13 protein-coding genes are annotated in these 15,200 nt (G+C 61.3%); 6 read left to right on the forward strand and 7 right to left on the reverse strand.

Annotated elements, in window-relative coordinates; genetic code table 11:
• Positions 1 to 150: 150 nt before the first annotated feature.
• Both ACQY7U_RS25015 and ACQY7U_RS25020 read left to right on the forward strand, forming a co-directional pair.
• A complete protein-coding gene (locus ACQY7U_RS25015; protein ID WP_428650940.1) occupies positions 151 to 696 on the forward strand; it encodes an RNA 2'-phosphotransferase in 546 nt (181 codons plus the stop codon).
• Between the two features lie 82 nt (positions 697 to 778).
• The gene (locus ACQY7U_RS25020; RefSeq protein WP_428650943.1) at positions 779 to 2,251 is read left to right on the forward strand and encodes an MFS transporter; all 1,473 of its coding nucleotides are present in this window, start codon (positions 779 to 781) and stop codon (positions 2,249 to 2,251) included.
• A gap of 83 nt (positions 2,252 to 2,334) precedes the next feature.
• Here the strand turns inward: ACQY7U_RS25020 and ACQY7U_RS25025 are convergent, their stop codons facing one another.
• On the reverse strand, positions 2,335 to 2,751 hold the full coding sequence (locus ACQY7U_RS25025) for a DoxX family protein (protein ID WP_428650945.1): 417 nt from the start codon (positions 2,749 to 2,751) through the stop codon (positions 2,335 to 2,337).
• Positions 2,752 to 2,920: 169 nt separating this feature from the next.
• Here ACQY7U_RS25025 and ACQY7U_RS25030 point away from each other — a divergent pair, with 169 nt between their 5' ends.
• Together ACQY7U_RS25030 and ACQY7U_RS25035 are read left to right on the forward strand one after the other, a co-directional pair.
• A complete protein-coding gene (locus ACQY7U_RS25030; RefSeq protein ID WP_428650948.1) occupies positions 2,921 to 3,877 on the forward strand; it encodes a M91 family zinc metallopeptidase in 957 nt (318 codons plus the stop codon).
• Between the two features lie 70 nt (positions 3,878 to 3,947).
• A complete protein-coding gene (locus ACQY7U_RS25035) occupies positions 3,948 to 4,514 on the forward strand; it encodes a hypothetical protein (RefSeq protein WP_428650950.1) in 567 nt (188 codons plus the stop codon).
• 76 nt (positions 4,515 to 4,590) lie between these two features.
• Here ACQY7U_RS25035 and ACQY7U_RS25040 read toward each other — a convergent pair whose 3' ends face one another.
• Entirely contained in the window at positions 4,591 to 6,591 is a 2,001-nt protein-coding gene (locus ACQY7U_RS25040; RefSeq protein WP_428650953.1) for a FlgO family outer membrane protein, read from the reverse strand.
• An 83-nt stretch (positions 6,592 to 6,674) separates the two neighbouring features.
• On the opposite strand from ACQY7U_RS25040, the gene ACQY7U_RS25045 reads away from it, so the two are divergent.
• Positions 6,675 to 6,884 carry a hypothetical protein gene (locus ACQY7U_RS25045; RefSeq protein WP_428650955.1) on the forward strand — a complete coding sequence of 70 codons (210 nt, stop codon included), beginning with the start codon at positions 6,675 to 6,677 and terminating at the stop codon, positions 6,882 to 6,884.
• A 50-nt stretch (positions 6,885 to 6,934) separates the two neighbouring features.
• On the opposite strand, the gene ACQY7U_RS25050 is transcribed toward ACQY7U_RS25045, so the two are convergent.
• The 5 genes from ACQY7U_RS25050 to ACQY7U_RS25070 form a co-directional block, all read right to left on the reverse strand.
• Positions 6,935 to 8,095, reverse strand: coding sequence for a DUF930 domain-containing protein (locus ACQY7U_RS25050; protein ID WP_428650958.1), 1,161 nt, complete (start codon positions 8,093 to 8,095; stop codon positions 6,935 to 6,937).
• A 99-nt stretch (positions 8,096 to 8,194) separates the two neighbouring features.
• A complete protein-coding gene (gene rpoD / locus ACQY7U_RS25055; RefSeq protein WP_428650961.1) occupies positions 8,195 to 10,186 on the reverse strand; it encodes an RNA polymerase sigma factor RpoD in 1,992 nt (663 codons plus the stop codon).
• 474 nt (positions 10,187 to 10,660) lie between these two features.
• Entirely contained in the window at positions 10,661 to 11,083 is a 423-nt protein-coding gene (locus ACQY7U_RS25060) for an SRPBCC family protein (protein WP_428650964.1), read from the reverse strand.
• A 28-nt stretch (positions 11,084 to 11,111) separates the two neighbouring features.
• A complete protein-coding gene (gene dnaG / locus ACQY7U_RS25065) occupies positions 11,112 to 13,055 on the reverse strand; it encodes a DNA primase (RefSeq protein WP_428650966.1) in 1,944 nt (647 codons plus the stop codon).
• A 184-nt stretch (positions 13,056 to 13,239) separates the two neighbouring features.
• Positions 13,240 to 13,740 (reverse strand): GatB/YqeY domain-containing protein, encoded by a 501-nt coding sequence (locus ACQY7U_RS25070; RefSeq protein ID WP_428651028.1) that lies wholly within the window; start codon positions 13,738 to 13,740, stop codon positions 13,240 to 13,242.
• A gap of 246 nt (positions 13,741 to 13,986) precedes the next feature.
• Here ACQY7U_RS25070 and carA point away from each other — a divergent pair, with 246 nt between their 5' ends.
• Positions 13,987 to 15,168: a glutamine-hydrolyzing carbamoyl-phosphate synthase small subunit gene (carA, locus tag ACQY7U_RS25075; protein ID WP_428650968.1), complete on the forward strand. Its 1,182-nt coding sequence runs from the start codon at positions 13,987 to 13,989 to the stop codon at positions 15,166 to 15,168.
• Positions 15,169 to 15,200: the final 32 nt, after the last annotated feature.

Genomic DNA, 15,200 nt, shown 5'->3' on the forward strand with positions numbered 1-15,200 from the left:
TGGAAGGTTTTCCCCCTCCAGTCATCCCGGCCAAGCGCAGCGCGAGCCGGGATGACCATCGTCAGGTTTGTTCCTTGATTTCTCAAGATAACGGAGGGGCCTCGTCGGCCAGCATCGTTCGAACAGGCAAATAGTGAAAAGAATACGACCATGAATACAGATACGAAACTTTCCAAACGCCTGTCCTTTTGGCTCCGCCACAAACCGGAAGACGCCGGGTTGACGCTCACAAACGGCGGTTGGGTGGAGGTTCAGGATCTTCTGCATGCTTTCAATCGCCAGAACATCGATTGCAGTCGCGCCTTTCTGGAGCGGGTTGTTGCCTCCAACGACAAGAAGCGCTTCGAGTTTTCCGAAGACGGCCAGATGATCCGGGCCCGGCAGGGCCATTCCATTGAGGTCGACCTCGGACTGGAGGGACAGGCTCCACCCGAGTTCCTGTTCCACGGCACGGCGACCAGATTCCTGCCGGCTATCCTGAAGGACGGGTTGAAACCCATGAGCCGGCATCACGTGCATCTTTCGCAGAACCGGAACACTGCCATTGCCGTCGGCACCCGCTACGGCAAACCTGCCGCTCTCACGGTGGCGGCCGGAAACATGCATGCGGCGGGACATGTCTTCTTTCGTACCGGCAACGGGGTCTGGCTGACCGACGCTGTTCCACCGGACTTTTTGACGTGGAAAGCTGAATGACATCTCTTTTTAGTAAGAATTCTCTTTCTTTATTTTGACCGCTCATATATCAAAAGAGAATCCTTTCTTTATTGAGGTTTTCATGACGTTCAGTTCCCCGGCCCCTGCCGGCCCCTCGGCGCACCTCACCCTTTTTTCGGCGGACCGGCTGGCCGGAACACTGGCACTGGTGCTTGGCGTCGGCTCCCACGCCATCAACGGCTTCGTTACCGCAGCCGTCCTGCCCGACATCATCCGGGATCTCGGCGGACAGGACCGGGCGTTCTGGGTGTTTTCTTCGTTCCAGATGATGGCGATCCTGGCGGGCTGTCTGACCGGCGCCACAAAGGTGCGTTTCGGTGCCCGCCTTCCCTTTCTTCTGGCAACCGCGCTGCTGGCCGGCGGCTCCGTTCTGGCGGGGCTGAGTACCTCCCTCGAAGGGCTGATTGCCGGACGGGCCCTTCAGGGTTTCGGCGAGGGCATGATCATCGCGCTCTGCTATTCGCTGATCCCTGATCTCTATCCCAGTACGCTTGCCCCGCGTATCTTCGCACTGCTTGCCGGTGTCTGGGCTGTTGCCGCCGGAATCGGACCGGTTTCCGCCGGCCTGCTGACCGATCTCTGGTCCTGGCGCGCGGCCTTCCTGGTCAATATTCCCTTCGTGGTTCTGCTCTTTGCGCTGATGAACACGGCGCTGCCGAGCCGGGACGTTCCGAAACCACCGATACAAGCAACCGCTCAGACCGGACGCGGCCGCATGGCATTCCGGCTGTTTCTGCTGGCAGCCAGTATCTTTCTGCTGACGGTCATCGGCGAAATGCACGCACCCCTGCCGCTTGCCATGACGATCCTGGCCGGTCTTTTCCTGGCGGGCCTGCTGCTCCGGTTCGACGCGGCGAGCCCTCACCGCCTTTTTCCGCGCGATGCCTTCCGGATCCGCACTCTTGTCGGGCTCGGCACCTGGATCGTCTTTCTGGTTTCCGTGGCGTCTGCCGTGCGGATGATCTTCGTCACCACCTTCGGCCAGGTCTATTGGGGTTTGAGCGTGACGCAGGCGAGCTATGTCGCTGCCCTGCTCGCCTTTTCCTGGACCATCTTCGCGTGGGTGTCCTCCCGCGCTCCGGACCGGAAACGCGAATTGCTCTATCTGGCCACCGGCCCCTTCCTGATCACGGCCGGTCTCACGCTGACGGCTCTCGCAGTCGAAACCGCTTCACTTCCCCTCTACCTTCTGGCAGCCGTTGTTGCGGGTGCCGGACACGGCCTGTCCAACCAGATCCTGATGCGCTCGCTGATGTATACGGCGGAAGGCGAGGACCAGAATCTCGTCTCCAGTATCCTGCCGACCATAGCCTCCGCAGGCATCGCCATCGGCGGCGGTCTGACGGGACTGATCGCGATCCTCACCGGACTTGTGGCACCGGGGGGAACAGAGCTTCTGAGCCAGGAGGCTGTCGCCCGGTCGGGCGCCTCGGTCTTCTACGTCAACGCCGTGCTGGCGCTGGTACCTGCGTTCGCGATGCTGATCCTTCGCCGCCGCCTGATCCGTGCAGAAGCCGGCGGCCTCACCGGCTGACCGTACGCCTTGCCGTAGAATACCGAAGGGCGCGGCTCGTCAATCGGATCAGCGCCCTTCCAGGCGCTCCCCGGAGCCTGCCGTCATGCATACTCGCCGTGAACAAGGGTGCGGCGGCCGAACAGCACGCGATCCAGGCTCACCGGACCACCGCCCGCCACGGCAAGGTAGAGAAAAACGAAGCAGTAGAGGATGGCTTCGGCACCGCCGTTCAGGAGCGGGTAGAAGCTCATCGGGACATGCACCAGAAAGTAGCCGACCGCCATCGTGCCGGATGCCAGAAGAGCGGCCGGACGCGTCAGGAAACCGAGGGTGACGAGCCCGCCGCAGACAAGCTCGATCACGCCGGCAACGCCGGTCATGCTGGCCAGGGCCGTTCCGGAAAACTCACTGGGCGGCAGATCGAGAAACTTGGCCGTACCATGCTCCAGGAACAGGAGTCCGCATACGGCGCGCAACAGGCTTTGAAAATACGGTGCGGTCTTGTTGTAAATGCTCATTACTCCCCCAACAAAGATCTTCGGATGAACATCGCCCCGACACTACCTATGATCGCAACGGATTGCATCCGTTAAGTCATTGACGACAGATCACTTTTTTCTCGGGAAACGGGATTTTGGGGCTTAAACCGCCCAATTTGACAAAGGTGAAAAGTGTGACGCAACGGCATTGACTAAAAACGGCCCGCCGCCGAAACTTTTCGCAAGATCAACCGAAACCGGACTCGTCATGGGATTTCCAGCCGCCCGACTGACAGACATGCATACCTGCCCCATGTGCATGGGTGTGCCTGCTCCCATAGTGTTCAAATGCGCCTACACGGTGCTGACGGGCAAAATGCCCCAGGCACGCGTGAGCGACATGTGCGTGTGCGTCGGGCCGCCGCCCCCGGCAGGCGGCGACCCCATTATCACCGGGGCCTGGAACGTGCTGGTGGAAAAAATGCCGGCGGCCCGGATGACCGACCTGACCCTGAAGGCCGGAAGCATCATTACCGGTTTTCCGACCGTGCTGATCGGAACCTCCGGTGGTGGCGGAGGCGGTGCGGGTGCAGGCGCGGGCGCAGCGGGAGCTGGTGCGGTCGGCACGACGAATGTCGGCCCGGCCATCAAGATCGAGGGCACCCAGGAATTTCGCGCCAAGACAGCTGCCGCCCTGGCCAAGATCGCGCAAACGCCCTCGGGCGCAAAGATGCTGTACGACATCCAGAATTCGGGAAAAACGGTCACCATCGTCGAAACCTCCGGCGGCAACGAAGTGACGGGTTTCACCGCCGACGGCATGGTTGATGGCAGCGGCAATCCGGGCTCGGGTTCCAATTCAACGGTGCACTACAATCCGGACAGAACGTCCATCGGCTCGGAGGAACCCTGGATGACCCGTCCGCCGGAGGTCGGCCTCGCCCACGAAATGGCCCACGCCGCCCATGCGGCCAACGGCGAGATCGACACGACCAAGGTCGACAACGACCATAAACCCGACCCATCCGATCCGACCAAGAACGCCAAGGTCATCAAGGAAGAGGCCCGGACTGCCGGAATTCCGCCCTATGACAATGAACCATACAGCGAAAACACCATCCGCAACGAATGGGATCCCAAGCAGCCCGAGCGGACCTATTATTAACCGGCGCAAAGTTCTTGCCGGCCTGCTATCACTCGGTCTTGCAAGCACGTTTGAACAAAAGGCAGTCGCAATGTCGTCGTTCACCAGTCAAAACAATGACATCACCCTGACGGCCCAGCTGGTGGAGGATGGCCGCACGCTGCGCCTCTCCTATCGGGTGACGAATACATCGGGCAGAACGGTCTATCTCTTCGACGTCCTGCACGGGGACTATGACGGATCGGTCTATCCGCTGATCGAGCCGAACTATGCGACAATCGAACAGGGGCAGCTGGTGCTCAGCCGCCAGATCATCCCGGTGCCCGAATTCACGCTGGTCGAATCCGTCAACACGCCGTTCGTGACCTCCATCCCGCCGGGCCGGAGCGTCGAGAAGACCGTCGCCCAGGTGCAGCCCATCTATCCCTGGACACCCTACACAAGAAACGAAGGCATTCCGCCCGCCAGCGGCACGCTGCGCATGAACGCCTATTTCCGGATCGGCTATTTCCTGGGCGTTGAGGGAACGAGTGACCTGGCCAAACCGGTTCAGACCGACCAGGGCACTTTTGCTTCCTTCAATCCCTTCCCTGTGGAATCCCAGAAAACCCTGATGGTGGGACCGCTCGGAACAGCCGAGGTCTACGACGTGTCCTGACCTGGCCTACACAGCTGGTGCCTCGCCGGGTGAATGCCGTCAAAGACATGGCAGGCTGGCGCGCAGGGCCTCGGCCCTATACCGGGATGCCGGCTTCATTCAGCATTGTGAAAAATGCCTTTGCATCGCCCTCTTTGGCGAAGCTGAACAGGCAATGCCAGTATTTTTTGGTGTGCGCGAAGGCTCGTGCGCTGTCGCCCGGGAAGTCCCGTTCTGCCAGAGTGAAAAAGGCCTTTGCCGCAAGTTTGGCCTCGCGGTCAAGTCCGAGCCTTGCGTAACCTGCCGCCAGCCCGCCTTGCTTGAAGATGTTCTCGGCGTTGATCGCCGAAAGGCTTTCAATCGCCTCCTCGATCCTGCCTTGCACAAGCAGTCCGAAACCGGACGACAACAGGCAACTGTTGGGGGCATAGGGATTGAGACTGATCGCCCTCGAATTGCAGGCAATGCCTTCCTCGATGTCCCCGGAAAACGTAAGGATCCATCCCCGGGTGCAGATGTTGTGATAATCGTTCGGGTTGGTCTCCAGCGCCCGGTTGCAGTGCTGCAACGCGAGTTCATGCCCCCCGAGATAACACATGGCCGACGCCATGGCGTAGCGCGCATGTGCATTGGTCTCGTCAATGTCGATGGCGCGTTGCGCAAGCTCCCGGGCAAGCTCCAGTTTTTCATCCGACAGATCCGATGCGCTTTCGAAGTCGTGCAGGTGGCTCACCGCCAGACCTGCCAGGGCCGGGACGCATTCAGGATCGAGCTTCAGAGCTTCCTCGAAACAAATCTTGGCTTCTTCTTCACCTGATCGTGTGTAGAGGTTCAGGTGGTAACGGCCACGCATGACCCAGTCGATCACCGCCAGGTCCGTCGGGACCTTGCCGCGTGCACGCCGTATCGTTTCGTTTTCTATTCGCCCTGCAATCGCCGTGGCGACACGCGCCGACAGCTCGTCCTCGACATCCAGAAGATCGGCAGACACCGTGTCGAACTTCTCCGCCCAGACCGTTTGTCCCGAAGCCGTATCCGTCAGCCGCGCGTTGACCCGAAGCCTGTCCCCGCTGCGCTGCACGGTTCCGCTGAGCACAAATTCCGCCCCGGCGCCGCGCGCCATGTCCGTCGCATTCTCATCGTGCAGACCGCCTGCCGCCTTCACGGTTTTCAGGTCCATCACCGGTGTTTCCCGGAAGCGGGACAGCGCCAGAATGACACTCTCGGTGAAACTCACGGCGAAATAGTCTTCAACCTCCGACCGTTCCACGAACCGTGTTACCAGAACCGACCCGGGAACAATCGGCCTGGCGTTTTGAGGTGCCTTGCCGTCGCTTTCCGGGACCCGGTTCCGGGCTGCCCGAATGGAGCGCGCGACTTCCTGTGTTTGCGCGTCGGGCCGAACGCCCAGTTCGGTTTCCATCAGCACTTCAAGCGCCCTGAACTGGCGAAGCGCGGCTTCCGACCGCCCGGCTGCCGCCTGCAGGCGCATCAACCGCCGGACGATGTCCTCCGCAAGTGGGTCGATCACCAGGGCTTGCGACAGATAGAACACCGCATCGGCATATCTTTTTTCGCTCTCGGCATGTTCGGCGGCCACCGAGAGGACATCCGTCGCCATGACGCCGAGCCGGGAGGCTTCGCTTGCGGCCCAGGTGTCGAAGTCGGCTGAAATCCGTCCCAGTCCTCCCAGAACCGCTCCATCCAGATCCAGGTGCAGGTCATCGAGCCGGGACGGATCGCCGCGGGCGTCCTCGAGTTTTCTGACGTCCGTCGTGACAAGCGCTTCATCGAAGCAAACCGACTCCCGGTTGGCGATGATCGCCGCTTCGGCGTCCTCGGGAAGGGCCTTTCGAATGGTACTCAGCGACTGCCGCAAGCTTGCCCTTCCCGAGCTCTCCGAGGCATCGGGCCAGATAAGCCCTACCAGGCGGTCCCGGTCCACCGGATTGCCCCGGTGCTGCGCCAGATAGGCAACGAGGGCCCGGTCCTTTCGGCCCGCCAGGGCAATGGCGGAGCCGGTCGAATCCGTGATCGTCACCGTGCCCAGCAGCCCGACTTCCAGCACAGCGCCGCGATGTCGTTCCCGATTTTGCATTTCCTTGACGCTTTGCCTGCGCCGCCTTTGACGGTGCCTTTCTAACCTTGAAGCCATCAGCACAGTCAGAAGGGAACCGGAAGATGACCATTTACAGCGAACAACGCGACGTGATCGACCATATGCATCAGCAGGAAATCGCCTCGGGCTTCAGAGACTATGATCACATGCACCCGACACCGGTCGGCTGGCGCAGCGAACGCGAATTCGCCGAGCACCAGGAAACCAATACCCGGAACGGCTCCGGATCGCTCGTGCACTTGCTGCGCAATTGCTTGCCTCTCCTGAAGTGAGGCGCATCGGCAGCGGATCGTCAAGGCTGTCAAAATCACTAGGCCGCGCCCTAGAACCTTGACAGGCCCCGTTCTGCCCACTGACTGGGCGGAATGACCTTGCCGATCCGAAAACTGAATTTTCGGACCTTGGTCACCTCGCTGTCCGTCTCGCAGCGAAAGGCGACATCGAACCAGCGCCCGCCCATGCGGAAAGCTGCCCGAGCCGGTTCCAGCACCGTGCCGCCGCGCGGCCGGAAGGACGGCAGCAACTCGGGTGGTGCGGGGCTGGCAACAGTCAGTTGTGCCCTGAGTTCGGTCATGCACAAGAGGTTCAGCCGCTGGCCTTCCGGCATGCCGCGCATGGCGGTCCGGGCACGCGGGTCGTCCAGGATATCCTGCGAATAAAGTTCACGCGCGGCGGTCATGCCTTTGGCGGAACCGCCCCCCTGCCCGCCTCCACCGCCGGACGTCTCCCGTTCTGACGAGCGTGGCGGCGGAGCAGGTTTGGGAGCAGGCAGGGCCGCTGTCACGATCGGACCGACGGTGCCGAAATCTTCCACCGGTGTATCTTCATCCTGCGCGGCTTGCACTTCGGCCGGGCTTTGCGGCTCGGTTTCCTCTTCATTTTGAGCGGGTGCTTCCGGCTCCTGCTCGGGAATGTCTTCAATCTCGGCAACCGCCTGAACCTCGTCCTCCACCGGCTGACCTTCTTCCGTCTCCCCGGCAGGCGCGTCTTCAGGTCCGGCAGCGGTTTCCGGCTGTTCTTCCGATCCCGCAGGTTCGTCGGCTGTCTCCGTTTGCGGTTCAGAGCTTTCTTCCCGGTCCTTGGGTCCGGTGTCTTCTTCACCGAACTCTTCGACCGGTTTCAGTACAGGCACCTCAGTCTCCACCGGCTGCTGCGCGGCCTCGGTCCTTTCCGCCGGTGGCGGTGGCGGCGGAGGAGGCGGTGGAGCTGCTTCGGAAGCGGCCTCTTCTTCCTGTTGTTCCTGTTCTGCGGGTGTTTCCGGCTCGGGAGGCGTCTGCTCGGGAACCTGCTGTTCTTCGGCCGGAACCAGTTCCACCTCGATGGGCGTGACCGGCGGTTCGGGAACGTTCAAGTGAATGCCCATCAGCAGGATCGCGGCAAGTGCATGCGCCAGCAGCGACACCGCGAGACCGGCAAACAGAAATCTCCGCTCGGAAACCGGCACGTCTTCCAACGGTCTTGCAAGATCTGCTGTCAGTGCCAAAGAACGGGCCTCAAGGGGAACGCGGTCAAAAGAGGTTAAACGAAAAACCCGGCGTTGCCGCCGGGTTTCTCAAGACTTGTCTTCCAGTCGGACGTGCGATCAGCTGTCCAGGAAGGAGCGCAGCTTGCGCGAGCGGCTCGGATGCTTGAGCTTGCGCAGCGCCTTGGCCTCGATCTGGCGGATACGTTCGCGGGTCACCGAGAACTGCTGGCCGACTTCTTCCAGTGTGTGGTCGGTGTTCATGCCGATGCCGAAACGCATGCGCAGGACACGTTCCTCGCGCGGAGTGAGCGAGGCCAGAACGCGCGTGGTGGTTTCGCGCAGGTTCGACTGGATCGCCGCATCGATGGGCAGAACCGCGTTCTTGTCCTCGATGAAATCGCCGAGGTGCGAATCTTCCTCGTCGCCGATCGGGGTTTCGAGCGAGATCGGCTCCTTGGCGATCTTCAGGACCTTGCGGACCTTTTCCAGCGGCATCTGCAGCTTTTCGGCCAGCTCTTCCGGGGTCGGCTCGCGGCCGATCTCGTGCAGCATCTGGCGCGAGGTGCGGACGATCTTGTTGATCGTCTCGATCATGTGCACCGGAATACGGATGGTGCGGGCCTGGTCGGCGATCGAACGGGTGATCGCCTGCCGGATCCACCACGTCGCATAGGTGGAGAACTTGTAGCCGCGCCGATACTCGAACTTGTCCACCGCCTTCATAAGGCCGATGTTGCCTTCCTGGATCAGGTCCAGGAACTGCAGGCCGCGGTTGGTGTATTTCTTGGCAATCGAAATCACGAGACGCAGGTTGGCCTCGACCATTTCCTTCTTGGCGATGCGCGCCTCGCGCTCGCCCTTCTGCACCATCGCGACGATGCGGCGGAACTCGGTGATTTCCAGGCCGGTCTCGGTTGCCAGCGTCTGGATTTCCTGACGCAGCTCGCGGACGTTTTCCTTTTCCTTGGCGATGAAGTTCTTCCAGCCGCGGGTGGAAAGGTTCGCCACCTTGCGCAGCCAGTTGGGGTCGAGCTCGGCGCCCTGGTACTGCTTCAGGAAGTCGGTGCGGTCGACATTGTAGCTGTCGGCAAGACGCAGCAGACGGCCTTCATAGCCCATCAGGCGCTTGTTGATGTCGTAGAGCTGGGCGACCAGAGCGTCGATACGGTTCTGGTTGAGCGACAGGCTCTTCACATCGACAATGATGTCTTCCTTGAGCTTCTTGTAGCGGCGCTCCTGGCTCGGAGACAGGGTCTTGTTGGCCAGCTTGTTCTCGACAAGCTGGTCCTGAAGGCGGCGCAGCTTCTTGTAGTTGTCGGCGATGTTGTCGAAAGTTTCCAGAACGCCCGGCTTCAGCTCGGCTTCCATGGCGGAGAGCGAAACGTTGGATTCGAACTCGTCGTCGTCGTCGTCACCGTCGCCTTCGCCGTCTTCGCTTTCGGTGTCTTCGGACATGCCGCTGTCGTTGGCGGCGGCACCACCTTCGGCCGGGGCGACATCGTCATTGGCAACGGCCGGGCCTGCCTTGGCATCAGGGCCCGCATAGGTCGCTTCCAGGTCGATGATGTCGCGCAGCAGAACCTGGGCTTCGTTCAGTTCATCGCGCCAGATGATGATGGCCTGGAAGGTCAGCGGGCTTTCGCACAGCCCCGCGATCATTGCCTCGCGGCCGGCCTCGATGCGCTTGGCGATGGCGATTTCACCTTCGCGCGAAAGCAGCTCCACGGAACCCATTTCGCGCAGATACATGCGCACGGGGTCGTCGGTGCGGTCTGCCGGTTCCTTGGCGGTGGTCTTGGCAACCGCGGTCGTGGTGGCCGCGACGAGCTCGCCGCCGTCGACTTCGTCCGGGCCCTCCTCGGCTTCTTCGGAGTCGATCACGTTGATGCCCATGTCGGAGAGCATCGACATGGTGTCCTCGATCTTTTCCGAAGACACCTGCTCGGAGGGAAGAACCTCGTTCAGCTCGTCATAGGTGACATAGCCGCGCTTCTTGGCGGCTTTGATCATCTTCTTGACAGCGGCATCCGACAAGTCCAGCAGCGGACCATCCGGGCCGTCCGTGCTCTGTTCCTGCGTGTCGTCTGCTTGTGTCGCTTTGGCTACCATTTCGTGCTCCAGTTCGCGGCCGGTGGGACCGCGCAGCGCCCCTTGTTTAGCTTCAACCCAATGCGTTCCCAGCGCGCCAGCATTCAACTGCGGCGGCGGCTGAAAGAATCAACGCGGTTAGGTTTGTAAGCCGTGTCCCTTAAGTCCCAATTAACCGTACGCTTTTCGACATTGTGATTTTTCAGCATCGACAAAGCACGCGGTCTTTCCAAGTCGCATCCGAAATACGAATGCCGATGAGGTATTCATACGGGTTTGCAGCGGATATCAGATTTTTGCCGCAAGCAGGCGTCAGGCTGCGGCGCGCAAGGGCTGCAAAACTCCTATTTAGCTCGGCTCACACGATTCGCAAGTGTGATTCGTCACAGGTCAATCGGAAAATACGTTTTTTCGGCTTCTGACCACGTCAAATGCCAGCGGTAGACGCAAAAGCCGTTGCAACACCTCCTCCTTCCGGCAGGTGCCGGAGACCTTTCATCCGCCTGTTTCCAGATTTGTCTTCAGTTGCAGCAGCAGGCCGTCCCAGGCCCCGTCCATCATGGCCAGGTAATCCGCATTCCGGATAAGGCTATGCGTGACGAAGAGCGCGGTCGCCTCCCCGTCCTGTTCCAGCCGGTAGCGGATCTCCAGCTCGTTTTCCTCGCTGCGCTCCGTCCCGTGATTGGTACTCCAGTAGCGGTATTCGAATTGGGCACCCTCGCGCCTTCGTGTGATCCGGCCGAAGTCGGTGAAGGCCTGACCGCCGATAGAGCCGTGGAACGTGATCAGTCCCCCCTCGACGTCCTCGCTTTCCACCCGGTCATAGGGGAAATGCCGCGTGATTTCGGCGGGGTCGCTCAGCGCAGCAAAAACCGCATCGCGCGGTGCGTGGATAACGACGGATTTTTCAAGCGTCATGCAAACCTCGACAAGCGTCGTGCAAATTTCAACCAGCCGCGACGGCTGTCGCGGCAATCGTCGGCCCGGCGGTCCGTATCTTCTTCGCTCGCTCCGCAAGATCGGATTCGTCCCGGGCACATTCCTCGCGCCTGCGCGAAAGGTCCTGGGTCAGGGCCTGTATCCTGGCCCAGGAATGTTCGTCCAGCTGGTCATCGGTGACGGCAAGCTCAGCATTCAGCTCCTCTTCCAGCGCATTGAGCTCAAGCACGTCGAGAAAATGCAGGAACGCCGCCTCGATGAAATCCTCCGGCGGGTTGGACTTCAGCAGCGGAAAGCGGTGGATCAGGGCGGAGAACTCGGCCTTCTTCTGTTCCTGCAGGCCGATGGTCTCCAGCATCATCTCGTACATGATGTCGCGCAGCGGTTCGTCGAAGGCGCTGGTCAGGTCCGCGATGGGCGTTGCCTCCAGATCGTCCACGATCCGGCACAGGACGTCGCGCAGCTGGCGATGCAGATCGTTGGCAAAGGGTAGCCGGGAGAACCGTTCGAAGTTCCGGTCAAGCAAATGCGGGTAGCGCATGCTCAGGCCCAGCACCAGCCGCTCGGTGCCGAAATCATCGCTTGCCGCGACCCGTTCACGCGCCTTGCCGAGCGGCGAGCTGTTTTCCTGCGCCTTCTTGCCACCGGACCTCGCCTGCCGTGCCTGCTCGAAGAACAGGTTGGAGAGCTTGAATTTCAGGTCGAGCTGATAGCGTCGGCGCACGCGTTCGTCGCGGATGGTGCCGATCAGGTCGTCGAAACGCTTTTCAAGCGCGGCCTTTCGTTCCGGTGTGTCGAGCCGCGACACGGAAATCTCACGGTCCCAGACGACGTCGAACAGAGACTGCGCTCCGGCAACCTCGGCGTGAAACCCCTCCAGTCCCCGCTGCTTGACGAGGTCGTCCGGATCCATGCCGTCCGGCAGAAAGCAGAACTGGAAGGAATAACCGCTTCTGAGCACCGGGAAGATGCGATCGATCGCCCGGTGCGCCGCCGAAACACCGGCCACGTCGCCGTCGAAGCAGATCACGGGTTCGGGCGCGAACTTCCAGAGCCTGACGATCTGGTCCTCGGTGAAGGCGGTGCCAAGCGAGGCAACGACGTGGCGGATGCCGGCCTGCCACAGGGCAATGGCGTCGAGATAACCCTCGACCACGACCGCCTCGCCCGACTTGAAGGCGGGTTCCCGTGCCCGGTGGGCGTTGAACAGCATGACGCCCTTGTGGAACAACGGCGTTTCCGGCGAGTTCAGGTATTTGGGCTGCCCGTCGGGCAGCAGGGTCCGGCCGCCGAACGCGACCACCCTGCCCCGGTCGTCCTGAATCGGGATCATCAGCCGTCCGCGAAAGCGGTCGTAGGTCGGGCGCCCGCCCTCGGGCTTGATGATCAGTCCCGCTTCAATCATCGCCGCTTCCGGGATGTCGCGGGCAGCCAGGTGGGATTTCAGCGCATCGCGGCTGTCAGGCGCAAATCCGAAGCGGAACTCGGCGAGCGTTTCCGGGCTCAATCCGCGTTTTGCCGAATAGGCGCGCGCAGCTTCGCCCCGCGGCCCGGCAAATTCCCTTTGGAAGAATTCGGCCGCCATTTCGCAGATATCGGCAAGTCCGGCGCGTTTTTTTTCCCGGCGCGCAGCCTGCGGGTCGGGCGCGGGCAGCGGGACCCCGGCCTGCCCGGCAAGCCTTTCGACGGCCTCGGGAAAACTCAGCCCTTCGGTCTCGCACAGGAATGTGAAGTGGTCACCGGAGGCACCGCAGCCGAAACACTTGTAGCGGTTACGCCGGTCGTCGACATGAAAACTCGGGCTTTTTTCCTGGTGAAACGGGCAGCAGGCCCAGAAATCGCCTTTGCCCGGCTGGGTCTTGCGCCGGTCCCACGAGACCCGCCGTCCGACCAGATCAGACAGGGTCAGCCGGGCACGGATTTCATCAAGAAGGCGCGGTTCAAAACGCATGGAGTGCGATCAGTCCAAATCCAAGAGAAACGTCAGGGTACGGCCCCAAGCCTCCCGAACGGCCTCGGCGGCCGTCAGGCAGGAATGCCAAGTTAATGGGTCTTTGCGGCAGAAGCCAGAGCTCTGCACTGTTGCGCCAGAGCGAGGGAAGGAATTTCGGCGCGGCAGGCGCTCCGCCGGAAGGTCATTCCTTGGCGGCGTCCGGCGTGTCGCTTTCGGCCTTGCCGTTGCCGTCCGTGCGCAGCATGTCCTTCACGAGGCACGACGCCTGAACAAAGTCCATCTGACCGGGATAGCGGCTCTTGAGCGCGCTCATGCAGCGCCCGATGTCGCGCAGGCCGCGGGCATCGATCTCCCTGACCATGTCCTTGCAGATGGTGCGCATTTCCTCGTCGCTCAGCTGCACCGGCAGAAATTCCCGGATGATTTCCTGTTCGGTGCGCTCCTGTTCGGCCAGATCGAGCTGGCCGCCGCTTTCGAATTCGACCGCGGAGGTTTCGCGTTGCCGTATCATTTTCTGAAGGATATCAATTACTTCAGCTTCTCCGACGCCGTCCTTGCCATTCTCGCGGGCGGCCGCTTCGCGGTCTTTCACGGCGGTCTGCACAAGACGCAGGGTCGCACAGCGACGTTTGTCGCCCTCGTCCTGCGCCGCCTTCAAGGCCACGTTGATTCTGTCGCGCATCGTATCGCGCATGGTTCACCCCACCCCTGCCACACTGAGGCATGGCGCACTTTGGCGCCTCTTGTTATCGCTCAGACAAGCCATTGAATTTTAAAGATCTTTTTTCAGAGGATCAATATTGACGATCCAAGCCGCTTCCCATAGAGTCCCGCGCTTAATGCAGACGGCCATTCGCAGGTTTCTTGACCTGCCCTAGGCGCCTTTCCTGCAGCGCATGATGTCACCAACAAGATCTGGAAACAAGACATGACGACTGCAGACGCATGGTCAGAGACCCCGGCGACCGCCCTGCTTGTGCTCTCCGACGGCAGCATAATCGAGGGACATGGCCTCGGTGCAACGGGACAGGCCGTTGGTGAGATATGCTTCAACACGGCCATGACGGGTTATCAGGAAATCCTGACAGATCCTTCCTACTCCGGTCAGATCATCACTTTCACCTTTCCGCATATCGGCAATGTCGGCGCCAACGACGAGGACATCGAGACCGTCAACATGGCTGCCGACAGCGGCATCCGCGGTGTGGTGCTTGCCGCCTCCATCACCGATCCGGCCAACTACCGGGCCGCAAGGCATCTCGATGCCTGGCTGAAAAGCCGGAACCTGATCGGCATCAGCGGCGTGGACACAAGAGCGCTCACCGCCCTGATCCGCGAAAAAGGCGTTCCGAACGGCGTGATCGCGCACGCTCCGGACGGCAAGTTCGACATCGAAGGCCTGAAGGCTGCCGCAGCCAACTGGCCGGGCCTGGTCGGCATGGATCTTGCCAAGGACGCCTCGACCACCCAGTCGCATCGCTGGACCCAGACAAGCTGGACATGGGGCAACGGCTATGGCGACGCGGACGGTGGCCGCTTCAAGGTTGTTGCCATCGACTATGGCATCAAGCGGAACATCCTGCGCCTTCTCACCGATGCCGGCTGCGAAGTCACTGTGCTGCCGGCGACCGCGACGGCGGAAGACGTGCTGGGCCATGAGCCGGACGGCGTTTTCCTGTCCAACGGTCCGGGCGACCCGGCTGCGACCGGCACCTATTCTGTGGAGACCATCCGGAAGATCGTCGACAAGGGCGTGCCGACCTTCGGCATCTGCCTTGGCCATCAGATGCTGGCGCTGGCCCTTGGCGGCAAGACGATGAAAATGCACCAGGGCCATCATGGCGCCAACCATCCGGTCTACGACCACACCACGGGCAAGGTTGAAATCACGTCGATGAACCACGGCTTCGCGGTCGATGCCGACAGCCTGCCGGACAATGTCCAGCAAACCCATGTGTCCCTGTTCGATGGCTCCAATTGCGGCCTTGCCATGAAGGACAAGCCGGTGTTCTCCGTGCAGTATCACCCGGAAGCATCCCCCGGCCCGAGGGACAGCCACTATCTGTTCAAGCGCTTCACCGACATGATGCAGTCGGCAAGGTCCGCCTGACCTTCAATCCCCGGCAAAAGAAAAACCCCGGT

The organism is Roseibium sp., from assembly GCF_050301095.1.
Taxonomy (GTDB): domain Bacteria; phylum Pseudomonadota; class Alphaproteobacteria; order Rhizobiales; family Stappiaceae; genus Roseibium.